Genomic DNA, 23,867 nt, shown 5'->3' with positions numbered 1-23,867 from the left:
GTCCCGTGCTTCTCGTTCACCTCTCAACTGACCGAGACGGGTGGGTGGGTGGGAAACCCCCTTACCAAGGCGCAGGCGGCGGTGCCGTCAAGTGGTCCGTCAGGCGGGACAGCCGGTCACGGAAGCGCCGGCGCCCCCGCGTCACCGGCAACACGTTCTCCCCGGCCGCCGCGCTCACCAGGTGCTGCACGGTGTCCAGGTCCAGGTCCGTGCCCGGCGGTACGGGGAGTGACTCGTGGGCCAGGGACGCGAGTTCACGGTCACCGGAGCCCAGCGCGAGGACGGTCGCCCCGGCCCGGCGGGCATCGTGCACCCGTTCCAGGAGCGGGTCACCGGGGCCCTCGGGGGACACCACCAGCAGCGTCTCACCACGCCGGGCCGCCTCGATCCGGCCGAGCCCGACCGCCAGGTGCGCCGGATCCGAGGGACGCGCGTCGTGCCGTACAAGAGTCGGCGCCAACTCCGGCGTACCCGACCAGGCCGCCTCGTCGACGAGATGCGCCGCGAGATGCCACGGCTCGTACGCGGGCGTACCCACCAGCAGCAACCCGCCCCCGTGCGACACCACCGACCCGCGCAACACCCCCGCGAACCGCCGCGTCGCCCCCAACCACTCGGTCCCGGCGAGCACTTCACGCAACAGCGCGACCCGTACGGCATCCATGTCCGCGCATCCTGCCCCAACCTGTCGTTCGTGACGTGGAGTTCACCACGAATTCGCCCAACTTGGGGATGGTGCGGGCTCATAGGCCACACAAGGAGTCAACGGCCGCACAAGGAGTCACCTCATGACAGAAACCGCAGAAGTGTCCGTCCCCTTCGTCGCCGGCCAGGGAGGCTACGCGAGCTACCGGATCCCGGCCGTCGTGGTGAGCGCCGCCGGCACCGTCCTGGCGTTCTGCGAGGGCCGCGTCGACTCCGCGAGCGACCACGGCCACATCGAGATCGTCCTACGGCGTTCCACGGACGGCGGCCGCACCTGGGGCCCCCTCACCGCCGCCGCCACCAACGGCCCCCACCTCGCGGGCAACCCCGCCCCCGTCGTCCTCGACACCGGCCGCATCCTGCTCGTCTACGTCCGCGCGACCGCCACCGCCACCGAGGACGCCATCCTGCGCGGCCAGGTGTCGGCGGCCGACGGACGCCGGATCTGGGTGCGCTACAGCGACGACGACGGGGTCACCTGGTCGAGTTCGAAGGAGATCACCGCGCAGGTGAAGAAGCCCGAGTGGCGCTGGTACGCCACCACCCCCGGGCACGCGATCCAGCTGAGCACCGGCCGTGTGGTCGTCGCCGCCAACCACACGGTCCCGCCAACCGGGAAGGACGTAGGAAACGAGGCGAAGTACAACAGCGGCCACTGTCTGCTCAGCGACGACAAGGGCGAGACCTGGTCGATCGGCTACGTCGACGAGAACCCGGACGGCTACGTCAACTGCAACGAGACCACCGCCGCCGAACTCCCGGACGGGCGCGTCTACTTCAACACCCGCAACGACGCCACGGCCCCCGGCCACCGCGCCGACGCGTACTCGGCCGACGGCGGCACCACCCTCGTGAAGCCCTTCCGCCCGCAGGCCGGCCTCACCGCCCCCGTCTGCGAGGCCAGCGTCCTCCAACTCCGCGACCCCGACGTGCTGTTGTACTCCGGCCCCGGCGACCCTGCCGCCCGCGCCCTGATGACCCTGCGCGCCTCCACCGACGCCGGCACCACCTGGCGCCCGGTGCACACGGTCGACGGACTGCCCGCCGCCTACTCCGACCTCGTACGCGTCGACGACGACACGGTCGGACTCCTCTACGAGACCGGCGACTTCGGGCCGTACGAGACGATCACGTTCCGGCGGGTCCCCGTGACGGACCTCACCTGAGCCGATACGGGTGCGGAGGCGGACGTAAAGTCGGCCCATGACCTCTACCGACAGTGCTGCACAGACCCCCGCGACGGCCTCCGGGACCGCCCCCGCGAAGGCCCCCGCCAAGGACCCGTGGGACCTCCCCGACGTCTCCGGACTGGTCGTCGGCGTGCTCGGCGGGACCGGGCCGCAGGGCAAGGGCCTCGCCTACCGGCTCGCCAAGGCCGGCCAGAAGGTGATCATCGGCTCCCGCGCCGCCGACCGCGCGCAGGCCGCCGCCGACGAACTCGGCCACGGGGTCGAGGGCGCCGACAACGCCGAGACCGCGCGCCGCAGCGACGTCGTGATCGTCGCCGTGCCCTGGGACGGCCACGGCAAAACCCTGGAGTCGTTGCGCGAGGAACTGGCCGGCAAGCTCGTCGTCGACTGCGTCAACCCGCTCGGCTTCGACAAGAAGGGCGCCTACGCGCTGAAGCCGGAGGAGGGCAGCGCCGCCGAACAGGCCGCCGTCCTGCTGCCCGACTCGCGGGTCGCCGCTGCCTTCCACCACCTGTCGGCGGTGCTGCTCATGGACCAGGAGATCGCCGAGATCGACACGGACGTGATGGTCCTGGGCGAGGAGCGCGCCGACGTCGAGATCGTGCAGGCGCTGGCCGGCCGTATCCCCGGCATGCGCGGTGTCTTCGCCGGCCGGCTGCGCAACGCCCACCAGGTGGAGTCCCTGGTCGCGAACCTGATCTCCGTCAACCGCCGCTACAAGGCACACGCGGGACTGCGTGTCACGGACGTCTGAGCGGGTGGGGGACACTGGTGGCGACCGACCACCAGTGTCCCCTCTGCTGTGCCTTCGTTCTGCCGACAGGAGCCGACCCCATGCCCCGCCTCGCCCTCTACGCCCTCGTCGTCTGCCTGCTCGCCGTGGCCGCGGCGGTCGTCTCCTTCGTACAGGGCAACTGGATCGGCATCGTGTGGGTCCTGCTCGCGGGCCTCTCGTCCAACATGTGCTGGTACTACCTGAAGCGCGGCCGCGCCGCCTAGCGCCAGAACTGGTAGAGGCTGTAGCCGTTCGACGTCTGCCAGTCGCTGACGCCCAGCCCCCGCAGGATCGCGTCGATCATGTCGAAGAACTCCCGGTTGATCGACGGCACCCACAGCAGCGCGAACACGAACAGCAGGCCGAACGGCGCGAACGGCTCGACCTGCCGCTTGATGTCGTTCGACAGCCAGGGCTCGATCACGCCGTAGCCGTCCAGGCCCGGCACCGGCAGGAAGTTCAGGATCGCCGCGGTCACCTGGAGCAGGGCCAGGAAGGCCAGCGCGTACTGGAAGTCGGCCGGCACCCCGTCGAGTGCGTGCAGCCAGAAAGGCGCCGTGCAGACCGCCGCGAACAGCACGTTCGTCAGTGGGCCCGCCGCCGAGATCAGGCTGTGCTTCCATCGGCCGTGGATGCGGCCCCGCTCGATGAACACCGCGCCGCCCGGCAGACCGATGCCGCCCATGATGACGAAGATCACCGGGAGCACGATGCTGAGCAGGGCGTGCGTGTACTTCAGCGGGTTGAGGGTGAGATAGCCCTTCGAGCCGATCGAGATGTCACCGCTGTGCAGGGCGGTGCGCGCGTGCGCGTACTCGTGCAGGCACAGGGAGACGATCCAGGCCGCCGTCACGAACAGGAACACGGCGACGCCCGGCTGCTCGGCGAACCCGGTCCAGGTGGCCCAGCCGGTCACCGCCGTGACAGCCAGGATCCCGAGGAAGACGGGACTGATCCGCCGGTCACTGGGGCGGGTGGTGGTGGCGGTCATGGGGGCGGGCTCCCTGCTGGGTCGGTGGACGCGAAGCCCGACGGTACCGGGCACTAGGGGAAAACGTCTCGCGAGCGGCCGTCGGTTCCGGGGAAGGTGGGGACATGGGACTCTGGCACGCGTTCTACGACCCCGTCACCCCTCGGGGGGCTTCTCCGAGGTCGTCGTGCCGCGTCCGGCGCCGCGCCGCCGCAACCCCGTGACCGCTTTCCACGCCACCGGAGACAATGGACCCCGTGCGCTACCGCATTCTCGGCACCACCCAGGCACTCCGCCCCGACGGCACCCCCGTCCCGGTCGGCGGGGCGCGGCTGCGCGCCCTGCTCACGGTGCTCGCCCTGCGCCCCGGCAAGGCCGTAACCGCGAGCCTCCTGGTGGACGAGGTGTGGGGCGTGGACACGCCCGCCGACGCGACCGGCGCGCTCCAGGCGCTGGTGGGCAGGCTGCGCCGGGCGCTCGGCGCCGACGCGATCACCTCGGCGGAGAGCGGGTACCGGCTGGCCGCCGCCCCCGAGGACATCGACCTGCACCGTTTCGAGCGGCTGACGGGGGAGGGGCTGCGGGCGCTGGCCGACGGCAACCCCGCGAAGGCGGCCGAGGTCCTGGACGACGCGCTCGCCCTGTGGAACGGCCCGGCCCTGGCCGACCTCCCCGACCGCACGGCGGAAGCGGCCCGCTGGGAGACCCGCCACCTGGACGCCCGCCGAGCCCGCCTCACCGCGGCCGTCGCCCTCGGCGACGCGGACACCGCCCTCCCCGAACTGACCGCCCTCTGCGACACCCACCCCCTCGACGAACCCCTCCAGTCCCTACGCCTCCGAGCCCTCCGCGCAACGGGCCGCACAGCGGAGGCACTGGCCGCCTACGAGGACGTACGCCAGCTGCTGGCGGACCGGCTGGGCTCCGATCCTGGGCCTGAACTGCGCTCGCTGCACGGGGAGTTGCTGAGCCCGGGGGACGGCGACGTACCCGGTGGACCGGGCGACGGCGACGGACCTGGCGACCGCGGCGGCCCGACCGGCGACGCCGATCCCCGCAGCCCCGGCACCCCCGCCCCCGGAGGGCTCCGACCCCCACCCCCCGGCAACCTCCGCGCCCGCCTCACCTCCTTCGTCGGCCGGGAGGCCGACATCGACGTCATCCGGGGTGACCTCGCGTCCGCCCGGCTGGTGACGCTGCTCGGGCCCGGTGGGGCCGGGAAGACGCGGCTGTCGCAGGAGGCCGCCGAAGGGGTGCGGGACGCGGCGCGGGACGGGGTGTGGCTGGCCGAACTCGCCCCCGTGGACGACCCCGACGCCGTACCGACGGCCGTGCTCACGGCGGTCGGCGCGCGCGAGACCGTGATGTACGGCGCCGGCGCCGAGGCGATCCGGGCCGCCGGCGGCGAGCGGCACGACGCCCCCGTCGACCGCCTCGCCGAACACTGCGGCAGCCGCCGGATGCTGATCGTCCTCGACAACTGCGAGCACGTCGTGGACGCCGCCGCCCGCCTCGTGGAGACCCTGCTGGAGCGCTGCCCCGGCCTCACCGTGCTCGCCACCAGCCGCGAACCCCTGGGCGTACCGGGCGAGTTGCTGCGCCCGGTGGAACCCCTGCCCGACCCCGTCGCGCTACGGCTGCTCGCCGACCGGGGGGCCGCCGCCCGGCCGGGGTTCAGCGTCGAGGACGACCCCGAGGCCTGCGCCGAGATCTGCCGGCGGCTCGACGGACTGCCCCTCGCCATCGAGCTGGCGGCCGCCCGGCTACGGATGTTGACGCCCCGTCAGATCGCCGACCGCCTCGACGACCGCTTCCGCCTGCTCACCTCCGGCAGCCGCACCCTCCTGCCCCGCCAGCAGACCCTGCGGGCCGTCGTCGACTGGTCCTGGGACCTCCTCGACGCGGACGAACGGGACGTGCTGACCACCCTGTCCGTCTTCGCCGGCGGCTGCGACCTCGCCGCCGCCGAGGCCGTGTGCGGGCCGGTCGCCTTCGAGACGCTCGGCTCCCTCGTCGACAAGTCCCTTGTGGTGGCGGCCCCTTCGGGCGAGGGCGAGATGCGCTACCGCCTCCTGGAGACCGTCGCCGAGTACGCGGGCGAACGCCTCGACGAGGCCGGCCGCCGCCCCCGCGCCGAGCGCGCCCACCTGACGTACTACCGCGAACTCGCCCGCACCACCGACCCGTTGCTGCGCGGCCCCGGCCAACTCGCCGCCGTAGGACGGCTGGAGCTCGAGTACGAGAACCTCCGCACCGCCCTGCGGCACGCCGTCGCCGAGCGCGACGAGCAGGAGGCCATCTGCCTCGTCCTGTCGCTGGTCTGGTACTGGCAGATGCGCGACGTCCGCATCGAGGCCCGCAACTGGTGCGTCGAGGTGATGGCGCTGGGCCCCGACCCCTTCACCGCCCCCGTCCGGCGCGCCGAACCCGTCTGGCAGCGCTGCACCGACGTCCCGCCCCCGCTCACCGGCGAACTCCTCACCGAGGCCAGGCGCGGGGTCCACCTCGCCCATCTGGGCTGGATGGACACGGAGTTGGAGGCCTGGGAGGCACCGGCGGCGAAGGAGAAACTCCGCCTCATCACCGAGGTCTACGAACCCGGCCACCCGCAGACCTGCCGCACCCCCGGCATGCTCTGGTTCTACGCCGTGCTGATGACCGGCAACGTGGAGCGGCTGCCGGGCATCCTCGAAGCCGCCGTCCGCACCTGCCGGGCCACCCCCGGCATGGAGTGGGAGCTGGCCACCACCCTCCAGATGCGCGCCAACATGCTCGCCAACCGCAGCGACTGGGCGGGCGACGCGGTCCGCGACGCCGACGAGTCGCTGGTGATCTTCCGCCGCCTCGGCGACGCCTGGGGCACCGCCGAGGCGCTCTCCGCACGGGCCGAAGCCCGGGAGCGCATCGGCGAGTTCGGGCTCGCCGCCGCCGACTACGAGGCCGCGATCGAACACGCCGAACGGCTCGGCGCGCACGGTCAGACGGCCGTGCTCGGCGCCCGGCTCGGCAGCGTGCTCGTCGAGGGCGGCGAGGCCGAACGGGGCGAGCGCATCCTGCGCGAGGTGGTCGAGAAGCAGCCGTACGGCGGTGGCAACGAGGCGATGCCCGCCGCCCGGATGTTCCTCGCGGGCTACCTCGCCATGACCGGCCGGCCCGCCGAGGCGCGTGAGCAACTGCGCCTGCTGCGCGAGCAGTTCACCATCTCCCACTTCGTCGTCTTCGACGCGTACATCCTCGGCCTCGAGGCCTGGGTGGCGACGGTCGACGACGACTACGACGAGGCCCTGGACAAGATCCGGCGGGCCCTGCACCGCGCGGGCGACCCGCTGTCCGAGGCCATCGCCCCGCACATGACCCCGCTGTACCTGGGACTGGCCGCGATCGCCCTCGCCGAGATCGACGGCGGCGGCCGGGCCCGTGACGCCGTCCGCTGCCTCGTCACGGCGCGGGCGCTGCTGCCGTCCGGGCATGTCGCGACGTCGATGGAGCGCGAGGTCTACCGCCAGGCCGAGCGGCACGCGCGCGCCGCGCTCGGCGACGAGGCCTACGAGATCTGCGCGGCGGAGTACGCCGAAGGCGACGGCCTCTCCGTGGAGGAGGCCGCCGCCCTGGTGTGACGCCGACGCGTACCGGTGGGACGCGACTGTGGTGCGTACCGGTCCGGCGCGGTCAGGTCTTGGTGCGGAACTTGTGGATGGCGATCGGGGCCATCACCGCGGTGAGCCCCACCGACCAGGCCAGCGTCAGCAGCACACCGTGGGCGACCGGGCCGCCCACCATCAGCCCGCGGGCCGCGTCCGCCAGGGAGGACAGCGGGTTGTAGTCGGTGAAGTTCTGCAGCCAGCCCGGCATCGACCCGGTCGGCGCGAAGATCGACGAGCCGAACTGCAGCGGCATCAGGAACAGGAAGCCCATGGCCTGCACGGACTGCGCGCTCTTCATGGTCACGCCGAGGGTGATGAACACCCACATCAGGGCCGAGCCGAACACCGCGGACAGCCCGATCGCGGCGAACATGCCGCCCCAGCGGTGGATGTCGAAGCCGACGAGGACACCGACGACCATCAGCACGGCGCACGCGACCAGCATGCGCATGATCTCGACCACGATCTTGGCGACCAGCACCGAACCGCGCCCGATGGGCAGCGACCGGAACCGGTCCATGACCCCGGTGTGGAAGTCGGTGTTGAAGCCGGTGCCCACCCCCTGGGCCATGTTCATGCCCATCATGGCGAGCAGACCGGGCACGACGTACTGCACGTACGCGTGCTGTCCGCCGCCGAGCGACTGCCCGATCGAGCCGCCGAAGACGTACACGAACAGCAGCGTGAAGATGACCGGGAACAGGATGGCGTCGAACATCGACTCCGGGTCCTGCCGGATCCACAGCAGGTTGCGGCGGATCAGCGCGCCGGTGTGGCGCAGATGGTTGCGCAGCGGGATACGGGGATCCGCCGCGGCGTCGACGGGGTGCACGGCTACGGCGCTCATACGGCGACCTCCTCGCGGTTGTGGGTGGGCACGGAGTCCTGCGGGGCACTGGCACGGTGTCCGGTGAGGGACAGGAACACCTCGTCCAGGCTGGGGAGTTCGGTGGTGATGGAGGCGATGGTGAGGCCGCGGGCGCTCACCGCGCCGACCACGGCGGTCAGTTGCTCGTCGCTGAGGATCGGCACCAGGACGGTCCCGCTCTCCACGTCCACGGTGACGGTGGCGAGCCCGGTGATGCCCAGCTCGTCCAACGCCCTTGCCAGCGGCCGCAGTTGCAGCGGATCGGTCGGCCGGATACGCAGCGCCCGGCCGCCGACCTTCGCCTTCAGCTCGTCGATCCCGCCGTTGGCGATGACCTTGCCGTGGTCCACCACGGTCAGCTCGGAGGCGAGCGCCTCGGCCTCCTCCATGTACTGGGTGGTGAGCAGCACGGTCACGCCGCCGCCGACCATGGACCGCACCTCGTCCCACACCTCCATGCGGGTGCGCGGGTCGAGCCCGGTGGTCGGTTCGTCGAGGAACAGCACCTGCGGGTGCCCGATCATCGAGGCGGCCAGGTCGAGCCGTCGCCGCATACCGCCGGAGTAGGTACTGGCGGGCCGCTTGGCGGCGTCCGTCAGCGAGAACCGCTCCAGCAGTTCATCGGCCCGGGCCCGTGAGTCTTTACGGGACAGATCGAGCAGCCGCCCGATCATGTACAGGTTCTCCCAGCCCGGGAGCTTCTCGTCCACGGAGGCGTACTGGCCGGTGAGGCCTATCACCCGGCGCAGCTGGCGGGGCTGGCGCAGGACGTCGTAGCCGGCGACGGTTGCCTCGCCGGCGGTGGGGGCGAGCAGCGTGGACAGGATCCGTACGAGGGTGGTCTTACCGGCACCGTTCGGCCCGAGCACACCCATCACGGTGCCCTCCCGGACGTCCAGGTCGACGCCGTCCAGCGCCTTGGTCTCGCCGTAGTGCTTGACCAGCCCCCGCACGGACACGGCCGTGCCGCCGGAATTCTTGTCGATTCGCGTCATGCCGATGACATTGCCAGGGTCTGCCGACAAACCACCGACATCCCACCGACAGCCACCTACACGTGACCGACGCTGCCCCCGAGGTCCCTGGGGGCTCCGCCCCCAGACCCCCGGCCTGTGCCCACCCACCACCCGTCTCGGTTGGCCAAGCGGTGCGCCAATATCCAGCCCGTCCGGCGTTTGAGGACGAGGCCCCTTCAGGGCCGATGGGGGTCTGGGGGCGGAGCCCCCAGGGACGGGCGGCAGGCAGCAAAGGGGCAGCCCCGCCGACGGGGGAAGATCGGCGGGGCTGCATGGTGCCGCAATGGCTCAGATGGGCCAGACCGGTCAGTGGACGGAGTGCTCCTCGGCAGGGAACGTCCCGCCCACGACATCCTCCGCGAACGCCCTCGCCGCGTCCCCCATAACCCCTCGGAGATCCGCGTACTGCTTGACGAACTTCGGCATCTTCCCGCCGGTCAGCCCCAACATGTCGGTCCACACCAGGACTTGGGCATCGGTCTCGACCCCGGCCCCGATCCCCACCGTAGGAATGTGCAGCACCCGGGTGACCTCGGCCGCCAACTCGGCCGGCACCAGCTCAAGGACAACGGCGAACGCCCCCGCGTCCTGCACGGACTTCGCGTCCCGCAGCAACTGCTGGGCCGCCTCCTCGCCCCGCCCCTGCACCCGGTACCCCATCGAGTTCACGGACTGCGGAGTGAGCCCGATGTGCGCCATCACCGGAATCCCGGACTCGACGAGCAGCCGGATCTGCTCGTGCGACCGCTCACCGCCCTCCAGCTTCACGGCACCCACGCCCGCCTCCTTCACCAGCCGGGTCGCCGAGCGCAGCGCCTGCACCGGACCCTCCTGGTAGGACCCGAACGGCAGGTCGGCCACGATCAGGGCGCGGCTCGTGCCCCGTACGACGGCCGCGGACAGCATGGCCATCTCGTCGAGGGTGACCGGCACGGTCGACTCGTACCCGAGATGGCAGTTCCCCGCCGAGTCCCCGACGAGCATGACCGGGATCCCGGCCTCGTCGAAGACGGACGCGGTCATCGCGTCGTAGGCGGTGAGCATGGGCCACTTCTCGCCGCGCTCCTTGGCGAGGGCGATGTCCCGGACGGTGATACGACGTGTGCCCTTGCCTCCGTACAGCGCCTTGCTGCCGTCGGAGGAGCTGTTCTTCCCAGCCTGGGCAGCCGAAAGCTGCGTCATTGCAACGGCTCCTTCAGTCATCTCGAGGCGCCCTCACGGCGTCCCCGGATCCCCTCCATGGTGGCACCTCGTGCCACAGAGGGCCAGAGGGACCCCAGTCATCCGCATCACGTGAAGGGGCATGCGTAAGGCCTGAGTAAAATATTTACGATACGGCACGGACCCGTATCGTAATTGGCCCGCGGCTCCCTAGTCTGGACCGCATGACCACTCCACCCGTCCCCGGCACCCGGATACCCGAAGCGGTGCACCGCCGCCGCTGGGCCATCCTCGGCGTGCTGATGCTGAGCCTGCTCATCGTGGTGCTCGACAACTCGATCCTCAACGTCGCCATCAAGACCATCTCCACCCCGGCCCCGACCGGCCTGGGCGCGACACAGAGCGAGCTGGAGTGGGCGATCAACGCCTACACCCTCGTCTTCGCCGGCCTGCTGTTCACCGCGGGCCTCCTCGGTGACCGGATCGGCCGCAAGAAGGTCCTGCTCGGCGGGCTCGTCGTGTTCGGCATCGGCTCCGCGCTCGCCGCCGAGTCCGGCTCGCCAGGCCAACTCATCGGCTACCGCGCCCTGATGGCCCTCGGCGCCGCCTTCGTGATGCCCGCCACCCTCGCCGTCCTCATGAACGTCTTCGAGCGCGACGAGCAGCCCAAGGCCATCGGCATCTGGGCCGGCGGCGTCGGCCTCGCCATCGCCATCGGCCCGATCACCGGCGGCGTGCTCCTCGACCACTTCTGGTGGGGCTCGGTCTTCCTGATCAACGTGCCCATCGTGCTGATCGCCCTCGCCCTGATGATCTGGCTGGTCCCCGACTCCCGCGACCCCAAGCCCGGCCGCCTCGACCCGGTCGGCGTCGTCCTGTCCGTCGTAGGCCTCGTCCTGCTGGTCTACGGCATCATCGAGGGCGGCGAGCTGGCCGACTTCACGGCGCCCAAGGTGCTGGCGACGATCATCGCCGGTGTCGTCGTGCTCGCCGGGTTCGTCTGGTTCGAGAAGCGCAGCGACCACCCGTCGATCGACGTCACGTACTTCAAGAACAAGGTGTTCTCGGCCGCGATCGCCGCCATCGCGCTGGTCTTCTTCGCGCTGATGGGCGTGACCTTCTTCTCGGTCTTCTACACCCAGAGCGTGCGCGGCTACTCGCCGCTGCAGACCGGCCTGCTGATGCTGCCGCTGGCCGCCGCGCAGATGATCTTCGCGCCGCGCGCCCGGCTGGTCGTCAACCGGTTCGGCAACAGGATCACGACCGGCGTCGGCCTGCTGGTGCTCGCCGGGATGCTCGCCGCCTTCGCGACCCTCAAGGCGGACACGCCGATCTGGATCCTGGAGGTCATCTTCTTCCTCATGGGCGCCGGCATGGCCCACGTCATGACCCCGACCAGCGTCGTCATCATGCAGGCCCTGCCGCGCGAGAAGGCTGGCTCCGCGTCCGCGCTGAGCAACACCTTCCGCCAGGTCGGCGGCGCCCTCGGCATCGCCGTCCTCGGCTCGGTGCTGTCCACGGCGTACCGCAACGGCATCGAGGGCAAGCTCGGCTCGGTCCCGGCCGCCCTCCGCGACACCGCCGGCGAGTCCATCGAGGCCACCCTCGGTGTCGCCGCGAAGCTCGGCCCGCAGGGCAGGGCCCTGGTCACCCCGGCCAACGACGCCTTCCTGCACGCCATGCACGTGACCGCCCTGTGCGGCGCGGGCGTCGCGGTCATCGGCGCCGTAGTGGCGTTCCTCTTCCTGCCCGGCAGGCCTCCGGTCCCTCAGGAGGGCAAGGAGGAGCCGGAGTTGGTCGTCGTGGGGGAATAGCGACGACAATCACCCAAGGACGGGAACGGGGGATCAGCGGAAGGGACGGAGTGAAGTGAGCCTTGCCGACAACGGCACCGCCACCGGCACCGGTACCGACAAGGGCGCCGACAGCGGGACCCGGGCGTGCGCGCCCACCAGGGGACGTCCGCGCAGCGAGGCCGTCGAACGGGCCATCACGGAGGGCGTGATGAAGCTCCTGGAGGAGGGCGTGCCGCTGGCCGAACTCTCCATCGAGCGCATCGCCCGTACCGCCGGAGTCGGCAAGGCCACCATCTACCGCCGCTGGCCGGGCAAGGAGGAGCTGTTCGTCGACGTCGTCCGCGAGGCCGAGCCGCACGACCCCGAACTGCCCGGCACCTCCCTGCGCGACGACCTGGTCGCGATGATGGAACAGCTGCGCCAGCGCGGCCTGATGACCCGGTCCTCGGCGCTCCTGCACAACGTGTACGCGCAGATGAAGAGCACCCCGAAGGTGTGGGCCGCCTACCACGCGACCGTCGTGGAACCCCGCCGCCGCAAGCAGGTCGACCTCCTGCGCCGGGCCCAGGAGAACGGCGAACTCCGCACCGACCTCGACCCCGAGCTGATGAACGACATGCTCGTCGGCCCGATGCTCCTGCGCACCGTCATGCGCTTCGACGCGGACCTCCCCGAGGGCCTGTCGGAACTCCTCGTGGACACGGTGCTGGTGGCCCTACGGCCCGTCAGTTCGTAGGCGATGGGCGGCGCGCCCGAATGTGCGCGTTCCGTCACAGAAGGCGCCGCGGCCGCGCGTGTTCGGAACTCCGGACGCCGACTTGTTCGTCCTCGTGCCCGTACGGCCGTCATGGGACGGCGGATCGGAACCGATCATCCCCTAGGGTCGTAGGCGCGGGGACGATGGTGTGCACGGCAGGTAGTGAGGCGACGGAATGGCACAGCAGGCGTATGTGGCGGAGACGGACGACGGCGGCTCGGGGGACGAGCCGCGCGGAAACCGACTTCGGCGCCTGTGGGACAGACTGACCGGCGGCTGGCGCGACGATCCCAGGATCTGGCGCCGGGGCCTGATCCTCGCCGCGCTCGCGATCCTCCTGTCCCTCGTCATGCTGCTGCACTCGCACATCCCGAACCGGATCGGCAACCTCGGCAGCCTCACGGAGACGTTCCTGCCGTGGTTCGGGCTCGCGATCCCGGTCCTCCTGGTCCTCGGCCTGGTCCGGAGGTCGGCGACCGCGCTCATCGCCGTCGTCCTTCCGACGGTCGTGTGGCTGAACCTCTTCGGCGGGCTGCTGCTCAGCGACAAGACCGGCACCGGCGGCGACCTGACGGTGGCCACGCACAACGTCAACGCGGAGAACCCCGACCCGGCCGGTACGGCCCGTGACGTCGCCGCGTCCGGCGCGGACATCGTCGCCCTGGAGGAGCTGACGGCCTCGGCGGTCCCGACGTACGCGAAGGCACTCGCGCCGACGTACAAGTACCACTCGGTCCAGGGCACGGTCGGCCTGTGGAGCAAGTACCCGATGACCGGCATCAAGGCCGTGGACATAAAGCTGGGCTGGACGCGCGCGATGCGCGCCACCGTCGCGACCCCCGAGGGACAGATCGCGGTCTACGTCGCCCACCTCCCGTCGGTGCGGGTGAAACTCGAGGCGGGCTTCACGGCCCGGCAGCGCGACACGAGCGCCGACGCGCTGGGTGAGGCCATCGCCGCCGAGCCGCTCAAGCGGAAGATCCTCCTCGGCGACCTGAACGGCACGATGAACGACCGCTCGCTGAACGCCGTCACCTCCCAGATGCGCTCCACGCAGGGCGCGGCGGGCAGCGGCTTCGGGTTCAGCTGGCCGGCGTCGTTCCCGATGGCGCGGATCGACCAGATCATGGTCCAGGGAGTCGAACCGGTCACGTCCTGGACCCTCCCGAAGACGGGCAGCGACCATCTCCCGATCGCGGCCCGTGTGAACCTCGACACGAGCTCTTAACCTCGTGGAATAGCGGGCCTGGGAGTCTTTGTTCCGTAACTGAACTTAAGCTCGGCAGTACGGAACTCCGCTCTCCCTAGAAAGGCACAGGCTCTTCCATGCCCCTGGCCCTGCTCGCTCTGGCCGTCGGCGCTTTCGGTATCGGCACCACCGAATTCGTGATCATGGGCCTCCTGCCCGAGGTCGCGGACGACCTGCACGTCTCCATCCCCACGGCGGGCCACCTGGTCTCGGCGTACGCGCTGGGCGTGGTGATCGGCGCCCCGCTCCTGGCGGCGGTGACGGCCCGCCTGTCCCGCCGCACGGTCCTGATCGGCCTGATGGCACTGTTCGTGGCGGGCAACGTCCTCTCCGCCTTCGCCGCGAACTACGACTACCTCCTCGCGGCCCGCTTCCTGAGCGGCCTGCCGCACGGCGCCTTCTTCGGCGTAGGAGCGGTGGTCGCTACGACGATGGTGGCGCCGGAACGCAAGGCCCGCTCGGTGTCCCTGATGTTCCTGGGCCTCACGGTCGCCAACGTCGTGGGCGTACCGGCGGCCACGCTGATGGGCCAACACCTGGGCTGGCGGGCCACGTTCCTCGGCGTGAGCGTGATCGGCGTGGCGGCGATAGCGTCCCTGGCGTTCCTGATCCCGCACGACCACGCACACGCTCCGGCGGTGGGCCTGCGCCGCGAACTGGCGGCCCTCCGCTCCGTCCCGGTCTGGCTGGCGCTCGGCACGACGGTGGCGGGCTTCGGCGCCCTGTTCTCGGCCTACAGCTACATCACCCCGATGCTGACGGACGCGGCAGGCTTCGCGGAGGGCAGCGTGACGCTGTTGCTGGCGTTGTTCGGCGTAGGCGCCACGGCCGGCAACCTGGTCGGCGGCCGCCTCGCGGACCACTCCCTGCGGGGCACGCTCTTCGGCGGCCTGACGTCCTTGGCGGCGGTCCTGGCCCTGTTCCCCCTCCTCATGACAACGGAGTGGACGGCAGCACTGGCGGTGATCCTGCTGGGCGTAGCGGCATTCGTCACGGGCTCCCCGCTCCAACTGATGGTCATGGAGAAGGCGTCGGCGGGCCCGTCGTTGGCCTCTTCGGCAAACCAAGCGGCCTTCAACTTGGCCAACGCGGGCGGCGCTTGGATCGGCGGCCTTGCCTTGGCGGCGGGCTTCGGCGCTACGTCGCCTGCGGTGGCCGGCGCGGTGTTGGCTGTGCTGGGGTTGGGAGTCGCGGGTGCGGCGGCGACGGTGGACCGGCGGCGGGGGGTACCGGGGCGCGAGCGTGTGGTCGCAACCCACGTACCTCACGAGGCCGAAGCACTGCACCACTGACCGTTCGTTCACCCACACCTCTTTCCGGGGGTGCGGCTCCGGCTCCGATCCGATTCCGGGTGGCCATCGCCGCCTGAGCCCACGGATGGCCACGGGAGCGCACGGAGACGCCCCGCCGGGGCGTCTCCGTGTCCAGGGAGAGCGACGGAGACCCCACGACGGCCTATGCCCCGGCCGGGGGGTTGTAGTGGTGGTGGGGGCAGGTGCAGCGGGGCATCAGCAAGATCCCGCCGCCCCCAGGCAAGGGCACGTCCTTGGTCTGTCGGCACTCCTGGTGTAGGTCCCTGTAGCCCGGCTGTTGGGCGACGGCGCACTCAGCGGACATGGTCGAGGTGTCCGGGGCGGTCATCAGAGGATCCCGCCGCTGCTCGCCGAGTTCAGAGCCCGCGTTCGCTCACGCACGGCCTGTTGCCGTTCCGCCTCCGTCGCCCGGCGGACGCGAGCAGGTTCGGCGTCCCACTCGCGCCCGCCGGTCACCGGCCGAAGCTGCACGTAGGGCCCCGCGTGGCCCATGACATAGCCGAGCTTGTTCCTCTCGGTGTCGACCACCAACGTGCCCTCCGGCTGTCCCGCGTCAGTCATCGCGTGCCACCCCTTGCCGGATCGCCTCGGCCAGCCGAGCGGCCACGTCGGAGCGCACCCGCCCAAGCTCGATGAGCCGCAGTTGCGGTGACGCGAGGTCAACCCGCAGGGAGGGCAGGACGATCCCGGCATCCGTCAGCGCAGCTCTGAGGGTCTTCAGCGCCGCGTGGGGATCGACGTTGTTCCGTTCCTTCGTTGCCATGAACCGGACGCTAGAAGTGGGGGGTTGGCTGGCGATACGCTGTTTTCTCGTGTTTGCTGGATGTCCTGTCGAGATTGCTGGTGTTTTCTCCGGAGTCCTGCCTGACCCCGTAGAACCGAGCGGAGCCCCCGGTCATGCTGACTGGATCAACCTCTTGGAAGGGAGAGCGTCCATGGCTCGTCAGTTGCGCTTCACCGGCACAGACAGCAAGGTCGACGGTTGCCCCGCCCTGCACACGGACGAGGGAACCGGCGAGATCATCGTTCAAGGCACGCCCGTGACCGACCCCGGAGACCTCGCACAGCTCCAGCGCTTCGGGCCGGACGACGCAGCGGTGGTCGTGCCGCGCGAACTCCTCGTGAACTGGGGTCCGAAGGAGATGGAGCGGGTGCCGGAGATTGTCGACCGGGCCACCTTCCGGCGTCTCTTCGAGACCTTCAAGCACACCGCCTGGCGGCTGGAGTCCCGACGCGGCTACGCGTCGGACCGACAGGACCCCGACTTCCAGGCGTTCTTGGCCACCGGCTCCTCGCCCTGCGACCCCGACGAGCCCTGGTTCGTCAACATCAAGGCCCAGACCGAGGCTGGCAAGACGGTCGGCCGTGTGCGCGTCGCCGACAATCCGCCGACCACCGAGCAACTGTTCCTGCTGGACTACGCCAGGCACAACGCGGCTGTCGGCGAGGACATCCGGTACTTGTGGCGCGAGGACGCGGCCGGCCTGCCCGCCGAAGACTTCTGGATCTTCGACTCGCGCCTGGTCGCCCTGCTGCACTTCGACGACGCCGACAACCTGCTGAACATCGAGCTGATCACCGAACCGGCCGAGGTCGTGCAGTACGCCATCGTGCGTGACGCCGCGATGCACAACGCCGTGCCGTTCGACCAGTTCGCCGCGCAGGTGGCCCCGACCGAATAGCGCGCGTGATCGGTGAGCACTGACTATCAACAGGCACGGGCGGCCCTGGGGACACGGCTGCGCGAACTGCGGTTCACATGCCCTGGTGGTCGGCTCACCGGTCAGCAGCTTGCCCAACGTCTCGGCTGGCCAGGCTCCAAGGTCAGCAAGCTGGAGAACGGCAGGCAGACGGCCACCCCCGAGGACCTGAGGGCGTGGGCCGACGCGACCGAGCAGCCGGGCGCGTATCCCGAACTCGCCGCCCGGCTGGCGGGGTTCGAGTCCCACATCAGGTCATGGCGTCGCGCGCTGGCGAACGGCTTCAAGCCGCTGCACGAGGGGCTGAGCGCCGAGATCGACCGCACCTCGGAAATGTGGATCTGGGAGGAGTCGGTGATCCCGGGCCTGTTGCAGACTCCCGAGTACGCGCGCCATGTCGTCCAGCGGTATTCCGAACTGCTGGGCGGAGCCAACGACATTGAGGCTGCCGTGCGTTCCCGAGCACAGCGGCAGGAGTGGCTGTACCGGCCCGGGCGCAGGCTGCACGTGCTGATGTGGGAAGCCGCCTTGCGATCGCTGATCTGCCCGCCCTCCGTGCTGGTTGCCCAACTCGACCGCCTTACAGGCATGCTCGGCATGGACACGGTGGAGCTGGGGATCATCCCGTTCACGGCGTCCGTCAAGATCGTGCCTGCCAATGGATTCTGGGTCCTTGATGACCGTCTGGTGGTCGCCGAGGACTGGCACGCCGAACTGTGGCTGGACGACGCCGACAACATCGCCTTGTACTCGAAGGTCTGGCGCACGCTCCGCGAGTCGGCCGTGTACGGAGCCGACGCTCACAACGTCGTCAACGCGGCCCGCCGTACCTTGAACCCTCGTTGACCTACCGGGGAAGTTCCCGGTTGGGCCCTCGGGTGACGCGATTGACCACCGGCTCGAAGACCGCTTTAGCGCGCATCACCCTGACCAACTCGTCGTACGCCTCGTCGGTTCTGGCCGCGAGCTTCTCGACGTTCGGCCACCGCTTGGTCGTTTCGCGTACGGCCTCGGCGCGTTCCTCCTCCTCATGACCCGGCCCGGTGCGCTTGCTCCACTTCTGCCAGTTGACGAACTCCACAAACCAGTCCCGCCAGGCTTCAAATGCTGTCTTGTGCGCAGCCTGCATCTCGGGTGACCCGTACAACTCCAGGTTCGGCATGATCTTGGATATGTCGGCCTCATCGAACACGGACTTCAGTGCGAGGAACACGTCGGTAACGTCATACGGCCAGGGACGGCTATCTCCGGGGGCCTCGCGCTGGGGGTACGGCCGGACGCCCCGGGCGGGTACGAGAGGCCGCTGCCGGGCATGCCCGCGGGCCCAGTGGTTCAAGGACAACGACCGTTTGGTGCCAGACGAGTTGACCGAGGAGACGTACGCGTTGGTCGAGCCGGTCATCAAGGCGTGGGAGCCCCCGAACCACCGGTTCAACGACCACCGCACGGTGCTGAACGGCATCCTCTGGTAGCGCCGTTCAGGATCGAGGGCCGAGTTGATCCGCGCGTGATGACCGCTGACATCCAGGCTGAAACGGTGCTCGGAGAAACAGGTGCCCTGGCTCATCTGCCCACCCGTCACGGTCGGTTGAGAGGTTCGCCTCTTGACCGACGGGGTGGGACACACCTCGTCGTGCGGGCTGCCCACAGCATCCGAACCCCGTGGCACCCCCCGCACCCAGTCCCTAAAGTCACCGCATGGAGCAGCCAAGTCCCGCCGACATCGCCGCGATGCTCGCCGACCAGACGAGCGCCTGCGAGGCGGCACGTGACGCCATCGCCGCCGGCGGCGAGGTAGTGGTCCTGGACAGGGAAGTGGCCCAGTGGATGGTCGCCGGCATCGCGTGGAGGAGGCTGGGAACATCGTCGAAGCGCGGCCAGCCGACCCTCGCTCTCGACGAGACCGTCGAGATCCTCGCCCGACACCGCGGCGAGCAACTGCGCACCGCGACCATCGACACGCCGGACCGGTCCTGGTTCTTCAACGTGTACTTCGACGCCACCTGGACCGAACTCCTGGCATGCAGCGGCGTCAATCGGTCCCGTAGCCCCGGCACGAAGGACCCGCCCGACCAGGCTCAGCCGAGATAGGGCCGCTCACGCCGCTCCAGGAAGTGCCGGATCCGGAGCCGCTGCGTGTGGTGCATGGGCAGTTGACCGATCTCGTCCAGCTGGACGAACCGCAACTCACTGGACTCGTCCGAGATTTCCAGCCGACCACCGACGGCGCGAGCGGTGAAGCAGACGTTGAACTGTCTGCGCACCTCACCGTCCGAGTAGGCGATGACGTGCCGAGGGTCGGTATAGGTGCCCACGAGCCCGGTGATCTCCACGTCCAGACCCGTTTCCTCCCGCACCTCACGGACTGCCGCGCCCGGGAGCGAGTCGGTCATCTCCATGCCGCCACCGGGGAGCGCCCACAGGTCGTGGTCCCGCCGCCGCTGAAGGAGCACCAGCCCTTCGCCATCGGTGACCACGGCGGACGCGGCGACCACCAAGCTGTTCGGCTCAGGTGCCGTCGGGTCGTCGTAGTACTCGGTCCGTGCCATGGTCACTCTTCCCTGCCGCCCTCGGCGGGTCGCTGGTGCCCGCACCGCACCAAGCCACCGTCCCCGTCGAAGAGCAAGTCCTAGTCGAACCGCGCCAGTTCAGCCAGCCAAGCCGTAGCCGACCCATCCGAAGGCGCCCGCCAATCCCCCCGAGGCGACAACGACCCCCCCGCCGAAACCTTCGGCCCATTGGGCATGGCGGACCGCTTGAACTGGGCGAACCCGAAGAACCGCCGGCAGAACACCTCAAGCCAACGCCGGATCTCGGGCAGGTCGTACGCCACCCGCTTCGCCTCAGGGAACCCCGGAGGCCACGCCCCCGCCCCCACCTCGTGCCACGCATGCCACGCCAAGAACGCGATCTTCGACGGCCGGAACCCGTACCGCAGCACATGGAACAGCGTGAAGTCGTGCAGCGCGTACGGCCCGATCTTCGACTCCGTGGACTGCATCTCCTCGCCCGGCACCAGCTCCGGACTGATCTCCGTGTCGAGGATCGCGGTGAGGATCTTGCCGGTCTCCTCGTCGAACTGGTCGCTGCTGACGACCCAGCGGATGAGGTGCTGGATGAGGGTCTTCGGGACGCCGGAGTTGACGTTGTAGTGGCTCATCTGGTCGCCGACGCCGTACGTGGACCAGCCGAGCGCCAGCTCGGACAGGTCACCTGTGCCCAGCACGATGCCGTTGCGCTGGTTCGCCAGGCGGAACAAGTAGTCCGTGCGCAGGCCTGCTTGGACGTTCTCGAAGGTGATGTCGTACACCGGTTCGCCGGACGCGAACGGGTGGCCCATCTCCTTCAGCATCAGCCTCGCCGTCGGCGTGATGTCCAGCTCCGCCGCCGTCACGCCGATCGCCCGCATCAACGCGTGCGCGTTGTCCTTCGTGTGGTCGCTGGTCGCGAAGCCCGGCAGCGTCCACGCCAGGATGTCGCTGCGCGGCCGCCCCGCGCGGTCCATCGCGCGCGCCGCGACGATCAGCGCGTGCGTCGAGTCGAGACCGCCCGACACCCCGATGACCACCTTCGGGCCGCCGATCGCCGCGAGGCGTTGTTGCAGGCCCTCGACCTGGATGTTGTACGCCTCGTAGCAGTCCTGCGCGAGGCGCTCCGCGTCGGCCGGTACGAACGGGAAGCGTTCCAGGCGGCGGCGCAGGCCCAAGTCGGTTAGTGGCGGGGCGAGTTCGAAGGAGACCGTGCGGAAGTCGGCCGTCCTTGCCTTGTGCGTACGGCGGTTGTCGTCGAACGTGCCCATCCGCTGCCGTTCCTGCCGCAGCAGGTCCAGGTCGATGTCCGCGACCGCGTACTCGTCGCCCAGCGGGAAACGCTCCGTCTCGGCCAGCAGCGCGCCGTTCTCGTAGATCATCGCCTGGCCGTCCCAGGACAGGTCGGTCGTCGACTCGCCGAGGCCGGCCGCGGCGTAGACGTACGCGGCGAGGCAGCGGGCGGACGCCGAGCGGCAGAGGAGTTTGCGGTCCTCGGCACGGCCGACCGTGATCGGGCTGCCGGACAGGTTGACGAGGACCGTCGCGCCCGCGAGAGCCGCCTCGGCGCTCGGCGGCACCGGCACCCACATGTCCTCGCAGATCTCCGCGTGGAGCACGAGGGACGGTACGTCCTGTGCCGCGAACAGCAGATCCACCCCGAACGGCACGCTCTCGCCGCCCACTTGGATCGAACCGCCGCGCTCGTCGGCGCCGTCGGCGATCTGGCGGCGCTCGTAGAACTCGCGGTAGTTCGGGGGGTACGACTTCGGTACGACGCCGAGTACGCGGCCCCGGTGGACGAGTACCGCGCAGTTGTAGATCCGGTTGCGGTGGCGCAGGGGGGCGCCGACGACCAGCACCGGCAGCAGGTCCGCCGAGCCCGTCACCACCTCCCGTAGCGCCTCCTCGACCTGGTCCAGGAGGACGTCCTGGAGGAGGAGGTCCTCGATGGAGTAGCCGCACAGGCCCATCTCCGCGAAGACGGCGACGGCGACGCCCTCCTCGTCGCAGCGGCGGGCGTGGCGCAGGACGGCCTCGGCGTTGGCGTGCGGGTCCGCGATCACGGTGTGGCCCGTGCAGGCGGCGACGCGGGCGAAGCCGTGCTGATAGATCGACCAGAAGTTCAGTGGAGGCACCCGGTCAGTGTAATCGTCAGAGCGACGCGATGGGGTGGCGTGGGGTGTCGTACCCCCACGCCACCCCATCGACAGGTGACTCGTTACCGCTTACTGGATCAGTGGTGACCCTGCGAGCGGCTGAACGACGCGACGTAACCGTCCGCTGGCGTACCCACGCCGGTCACGTCGTCATAGCCCTTCACCGCGGACAGCGAGCTGTCCTTGCCGAGGCTGCGGACCGAGGTCAGCAGGCCTTCGGAGGCGTCGAAGGCGTTGGCGAAGTCCACGCGCGCCACCGCCAGGCCGGAGCCCGTCGGGTTGTCGGTCACGTCGTGGTAGGCCTTCGTGCCGTACTTGGAGTAGATCGACGGGTTGGCGAAACCGATCGCCTTGCCGCCGCGCGCCTCCTGGGCCAGGGCCTGGACCGCCGCGATCACCGGGGAGGCGAGCGAGGTGCCGCCGATCCGGTACTCGCTGTACTGCTCCGAACCGTCGGGGAAGGTCTGCGTCTGGCCGACCTTGAATCCGGTGTTCGGGTCGGCGATCGCCGAGATGTCCGGGACGACGCGGTTGCCGGTGGCGCTGTTGGCCTTGGCGAGCGCGTCCGGGACGACACCCTTCTGATAGAAGGGCTCGGCCACCGTCTTGCTGGTGCCGCCGCCCGCGCCCGAGGTGAAGGCGCCGGGGAAGCTGGTCCAGCTCTTGCCGTCCGTGGACAGCGAGGCCTTCTCGGTGCCCCAGCCGGTCTCCCACAGGTACTTGTCGCCCTTGCCGACCGCCAGCGAGGTACCGCCGACCGCCGTGACCCACGCCGAGTTGGCCGGGGTGTCGACCTGCTTCACCTTGGTGTTGGCGACCTCGTCGCCGTTGTCACCGGAGGAGAAGTAGAAGCCGATGCCCTCGACCGCGCCCAGCTGGAACACCTGGTCGTAGGCGGCCGCGAGGTCCGGGGTCTGGTTGGCCTCGATGTCGCCCCACGAGTTGGAGACGATGTCGGCCAGGTGGTTGTCGACGACCTTGCTGAGCGAGTCGAGCAGGTCGTCGTCCATGCAGGAGGCGGAGCCCACGTACGTGACGTCCGCCGCCGGGGCCACCGCGTGCACGGCCTCGACGTCGAGGGTCTCCTCGCCGTACCAGCCCGAGGCGTCGCACTCGTCGGCACCGGTGTTGGTGTACTGCGAGGGCAGGACCTGGTGCAGCTGGCTGGTCTTCCAGGACGCGTCGCCGTGGTTCTTCGCGTACGTGGCCGCGTCGAAGGCGATCGTCGGGGAGGCGTACGCGTCGGTGATCGCGACCCGCACCCCCTTGCCCGTGTACTTGCCCGCGCCGTAGGCGGCACGCAGCTGCTTGCCGGTGTAGCCCTCGACGGCGTACGGGATCTTCTTGCCGTACGCCGACGGCAGGGTGGTCGCGGTGTTGGAGCCGTAGTACGAGGAGAACGGCCCCGAGTTCTTGAACACCGCGGTCGGACCCGGCAGCGCGTCGTCGTGGCTCGCCGTGTGCGGCGCGTTGTCCAGACCGGTCACGGTCAGGACGGCACCGTTGAGGCTGTCCGGCGCTGAGGCCGTCTTCGACGGGGCGCGGTAGGTCTTCGAGCCCTTCGAGTAGTTGTGCAGCGAGGTGCTGAACGCCTTCTCGACCGCGGCCACGTCACCGGAGACCGTGACGTAGTGCTGCGTGGTGCCGGTGACCTTCAGCCCGGCGGACTTCAGCCAGGACTTGACGGCGGTCACCTGGGCCGTCGTGGCGCCGAAGCGCTGCTGTACCTGAGCGGCGCTCAGGTACTTGCCGTACAGGGCCGAACTCGGGTCCGAGACGGACTTGGCGTACGCCGCGAGACCGGAGGCGTTCCGGCCGGCGAGGTAGACCCGGGCGGAGACCTTGGAGCTGTCGGAGGTCGCTCCCTTGTCCGCCTTGGCCGTCGCCCACGCGGGCTTGGTGCCCGCGAGCGTGTCCCGGCCCGGGCTGTCCGCGGCGTGCGCCGCGGGTATGCCGAGCGCCAGTGCACCGGCGATCATGGGCAGTGTCGCTGCCATGCTCACGCCGGCGCGCTTGGTGGCGCGATTGGATCTCAT

Annotated in this window: 22 protein-coding genes; 11 read left to right on the top strand and 11 right to left on the bottom strand. The window is 70.2% G+C overall.

Going from position 1 to position 23,867, the window contains the following annotated elements; all coding sequences use genetic code 11:
- Positions 1-61: 61 nt before the first annotated feature.
- Positions 62-664 carry a hypothetical protein gene (locus tag OO69_RS31605; RefSeq protein ID WP_033284265.1) on the bottom strand — a complete coding sequence of 201 codons (603 nt, stop codon included), beginning with the start codon at positions 662-664 and terminating at the stop codon, positions 62-64.
- 124 nt (positions 665-788) lie between these two features.
- Here OO69_RS31605 and OO69_RS31600 point away from each other — a divergent pair, with 124 nt between their 5' ends.
- The 3 genes from OO69_RS31600 to OO69_RS52595 all read left to right on the top strand — a co-directional run bounded on the left by OO69_RS31600 (position 789) and on the right by OO69_RS52595 (position 2,894).
- Complete coding sequence (locus tag OO69_RS31600) at positions 789-1,871, top strand: sialidase family protein (RefSeq protein WP_033284264.1); 1,083 nt, start codon at positions 789-791, stop codon at positions 1,869-1,871.
- A gap of 37 nt (positions 1,872-1,908) precedes the next feature.
- Positions 1,909-2,649, top strand: coding sequence for an NADPH-dependent F420 reductase (gene npdG, locus OO69_RS31595; protein WP_033284263.1), 741 nt, complete (start codon positions 1,909-1,911; stop codon positions 2,647-2,649).
- 80 nt (positions 2,650-2,729) lie between these two features.
- Positions 2,730-2,894, top strand: coding sequence for a hypothetical protein (locus OO69_RS52595; RefSeq protein WP_199811070.1), 165 nt, complete (start codon positions 2,730-2,732; stop codon positions 2,892-2,894).
- On the opposite strand, the gene OO69_RS31590 is transcribed toward OO69_RS52595, so the two are convergent.
- Complete coding sequence (locus tag OO69_RS31590; RefSeq protein ID WP_033284262.1) at positions 2,891-3,661, bottom strand: site-2 protease family protein; 771 nt, start codon at positions 3,659-3,661, stop codon at positions 2,891-2,893. The two genes, OO69_RS52595 and OO69_RS31590, sit on opposite strands and share 4 nt — an antisense overlap.
- Before the next feature lie 227 nt (positions 3,662-3,888).
- Between OO69_RS31590 and OO69_RS31585 the strand changes: the two genes are divergently transcribed.
- Positions 3,889-7,257, top strand: a complete 3,369-nt coding sequence (locus tag OO69_RS31585) for an AfsR/SARP family transcriptional regulator (RefSeq protein WP_033284261.1) — start codon at positions 3,889-3,891, stop codon at positions 7,255-7,257.
- 52 nt (positions 7,258-7,309) lie between these two features.
- Here the strand turns inward: OO69_RS31585 and OO69_RS31580 are convergent, their stop codons facing one another.
- The 3 genes from OO69_RS31580 to panB all read right to left on the bottom strand — a co-directional run bounded on the left by OO69_RS31580 (position 7,310) and on the right by panB (position 10,350).
- The gene (locus OO69_RS31580; protein ID WP_033284260.1) at positions 7,310-8,131 is read right to left on the bottom strand and encodes an ABC transporter permease; all 822 of its coding nucleotides are present in this window, start codon (positions 8,129-8,131) and stop codon (positions 7,310-7,312) included.
- The gene (locus tag OO69_RS31575) at positions 8,128-9,147 is read right to left on the bottom strand and encodes an ATP-binding cassette domain-containing protein (protein WP_033284259.1); all 1,020 of its coding nucleotides are present in this window, start codon (positions 9,145-9,147) and stop codon (positions 8,128-8,130) included. Before OO69_RS31575 ends, OO69_RS31580 begins: the two co-directional genes overlap by 4 nt.
- A gap of 327 nt (positions 9,148-9,474) precedes the next feature.
- Positions 9,475-10,350, bottom strand: coding sequence for a 3-methyl-2-oxobutanoate hydroxymethyltransferase (gene panB / locus OO69_RS31570; RefSeq protein WP_033284258.1), 876 nt, complete (start codon positions 10,348-10,350; stop codon positions 9,475-9,477).
- Positions 10,351-10,553: 203 nt separating this feature from the next.
- Between panB and OO69_RS31565 the strand changes: the two genes are divergently transcribed.
- From OO69_RS31565 to OO69_RS31550, 4 genes are all read left to right on the top strand, one after another.
- Positions 10,554-12,143 carry an MFS transporter gene (locus OO69_RS31565; protein ID WP_051801310.1) on the top strand — a complete coding sequence of 530 codons (1,590 nt, stop codon included), beginning with the start codon at positions 10,554-10,556 and terminating at the stop codon, positions 12,141-12,143.
- Positions 12,144-12,198: 55 nt separating this feature from the next.
- Entirely contained in the window at positions 12,199-12,861 is a 663-nt protein-coding gene (locus OO69_RS31560) for a TetR/AcrR family transcriptional regulator (RefSeq protein ID WP_033284256.1), read from the top strand.
- Between the two features lie 196 nt (positions 12,862-13,057).
- On the top strand, positions 13,058-14,110 hold the full coding sequence (locus OO69_RS31555) for an endonuclease/exonuclease/phosphatase family protein (RefSeq protein WP_033284255.1): 1,053 nt from the start codon (positions 13,058-13,060) through the stop codon (positions 14,108-14,110).
- A 98-nt stretch (positions 14,111-14,208) separates the two neighbouring features.
- Complete coding sequence (locus OO69_RS31550) at positions 14,209-15,423, top strand: MFS transporter (RefSeq protein ID WP_033284254.1); 1,215 nt, start codon at positions 14,209-14,211, stop codon at positions 15,421-15,423.
- A 348-nt stretch (positions 15,424-15,771) separates the two neighbouring features.
- On the opposite strand, the gene OO69_RS31540 is transcribed toward OO69_RS31550, so the two are convergent.
- The gene (locus tag OO69_RS31540; RefSeq protein WP_033284252.1) at positions 15,772-16,005 is read right to left on the bottom strand and encodes a hypothetical protein; all 234 of its coding nucleotides are present in this window, start codon (positions 16,003-16,005) and stop codon (positions 15,772-15,774) included.
- Complete coding sequence (locus OO69_RS31535; protein WP_033284251.1) at positions 15,998-16,207, bottom strand: hypothetical protein; 210 nt, start codon at positions 16,205-16,207, stop codon at positions 15,998-16,000. The genes OO69_RS31540 and OO69_RS31535 overlap by 8 nt, the downstream gene beginning before the upstream one ends.
- 172 nt (positions 16,208-16,379) lie before the next feature.
- On the opposite strand from OO69_RS31535, the gene OO69_RS31530 reads away from it, so the two are divergent.
- Positions 16,380-17,126 carry a DUF6879 family protein gene (locus tag OO69_RS31530; protein WP_033284250.1) on the top strand — a complete coding sequence of 249 codons (747 nt, stop codon included), beginning with the start codon at positions 16,380-16,382 and terminating at the stop codon, positions 17,124-17,126.
- Positions 17,127-17,138: 12 nt separating this feature from the next.
- Positions 17,139-17,990, top strand: a complete 852-nt coding sequence (locus OO69_RS31525; RefSeq protein WP_033284249.1) for a helix-turn-helix domain-containing protein — start codon at positions 17,139-17,141, stop codon at positions 17,988-17,990.
- Between the two features lies 1 nt (position 17,991).
- Here OO69_RS31525 and OO69_RS31520 read toward each other — a convergent pair whose 3' ends face one another.
- A complete protein-coding gene (locus OO69_RS31520; RefSeq protein ID WP_033284248.1) occupies positions 17,992-18,357 on the bottom strand; it encodes a hypothetical protein in 366 nt (121 codons plus the stop codon).
- 485 nt (positions 18,358-18,842) lie between these two features.
- Here OO69_RS31520 and OO69_RS31515 point away from each other — a divergent pair, with 485 nt between their 5' ends.
- On the top strand, positions 18,843-19,235 hold the full coding sequence (locus tag OO69_RS31515) for a hypothetical protein (protein WP_033284247.1): 393 nt from the start codon (positions 18,843-18,845) through the stop codon (positions 19,233-19,235).
- Here OO69_RS31515 and OO69_RS31510 read toward each other — a convergent pair.
- The 3 genes from OO69_RS31510 to OO69_RS31500 all read right to left on the bottom strand — a co-directional run bounded on the left by OO69_RS31510 (position 19,223) and on the right by OO69_RS31500 (position 23,867).
- Positions 19,223-19,693 (bottom strand): NUDIX hydrolase, encoded by a 471-nt coding sequence (locus tag OO69_RS31510; protein ID WP_033284246.1) that lies wholly within the window; start codon positions 19,691-19,693, stop codon positions 19,223-19,225. The two genes, OO69_RS31515 and OO69_RS31510, sit on opposite strands and share 13 nt — an antisense overlap.
- Positions 19,694-19,773: 80 nt before the next feature.
- Complete coding sequence (locus tag OO69_RS31505) at positions 19,774-21,810, bottom strand: NAD(+) synthase (protein WP_234444578.1); 2,037 nt, start codon at positions 21,808-21,810, stop codon at positions 19,774-19,776.
- A gap of 98 nt (positions 21,811-21,908) precedes the next feature.
- Complete coding sequence (locus OO69_RS31500; RefSeq protein ID WP_033284245.1) at positions 21,909-23,867, bottom strand: S53 family peptidase; 1,959 nt, start codon at positions 23,865-23,867, stop codon at positions 21,909-21,911.

It is taken from the genome of Streptomyces sp. NRRL F-525, assembly GCF_000716605.1.
In the GTDB taxonomy this organism is placed as follows: Bacteria; Actinomycetota; Actinomycetes; order Streptomycetales; family Streptomycetaceae; genus Streptomyces.
Note: the sequence above shows the minus strand (reverse complement) of the source record. Positions and strands in the feature narration are given on the sequence as shown.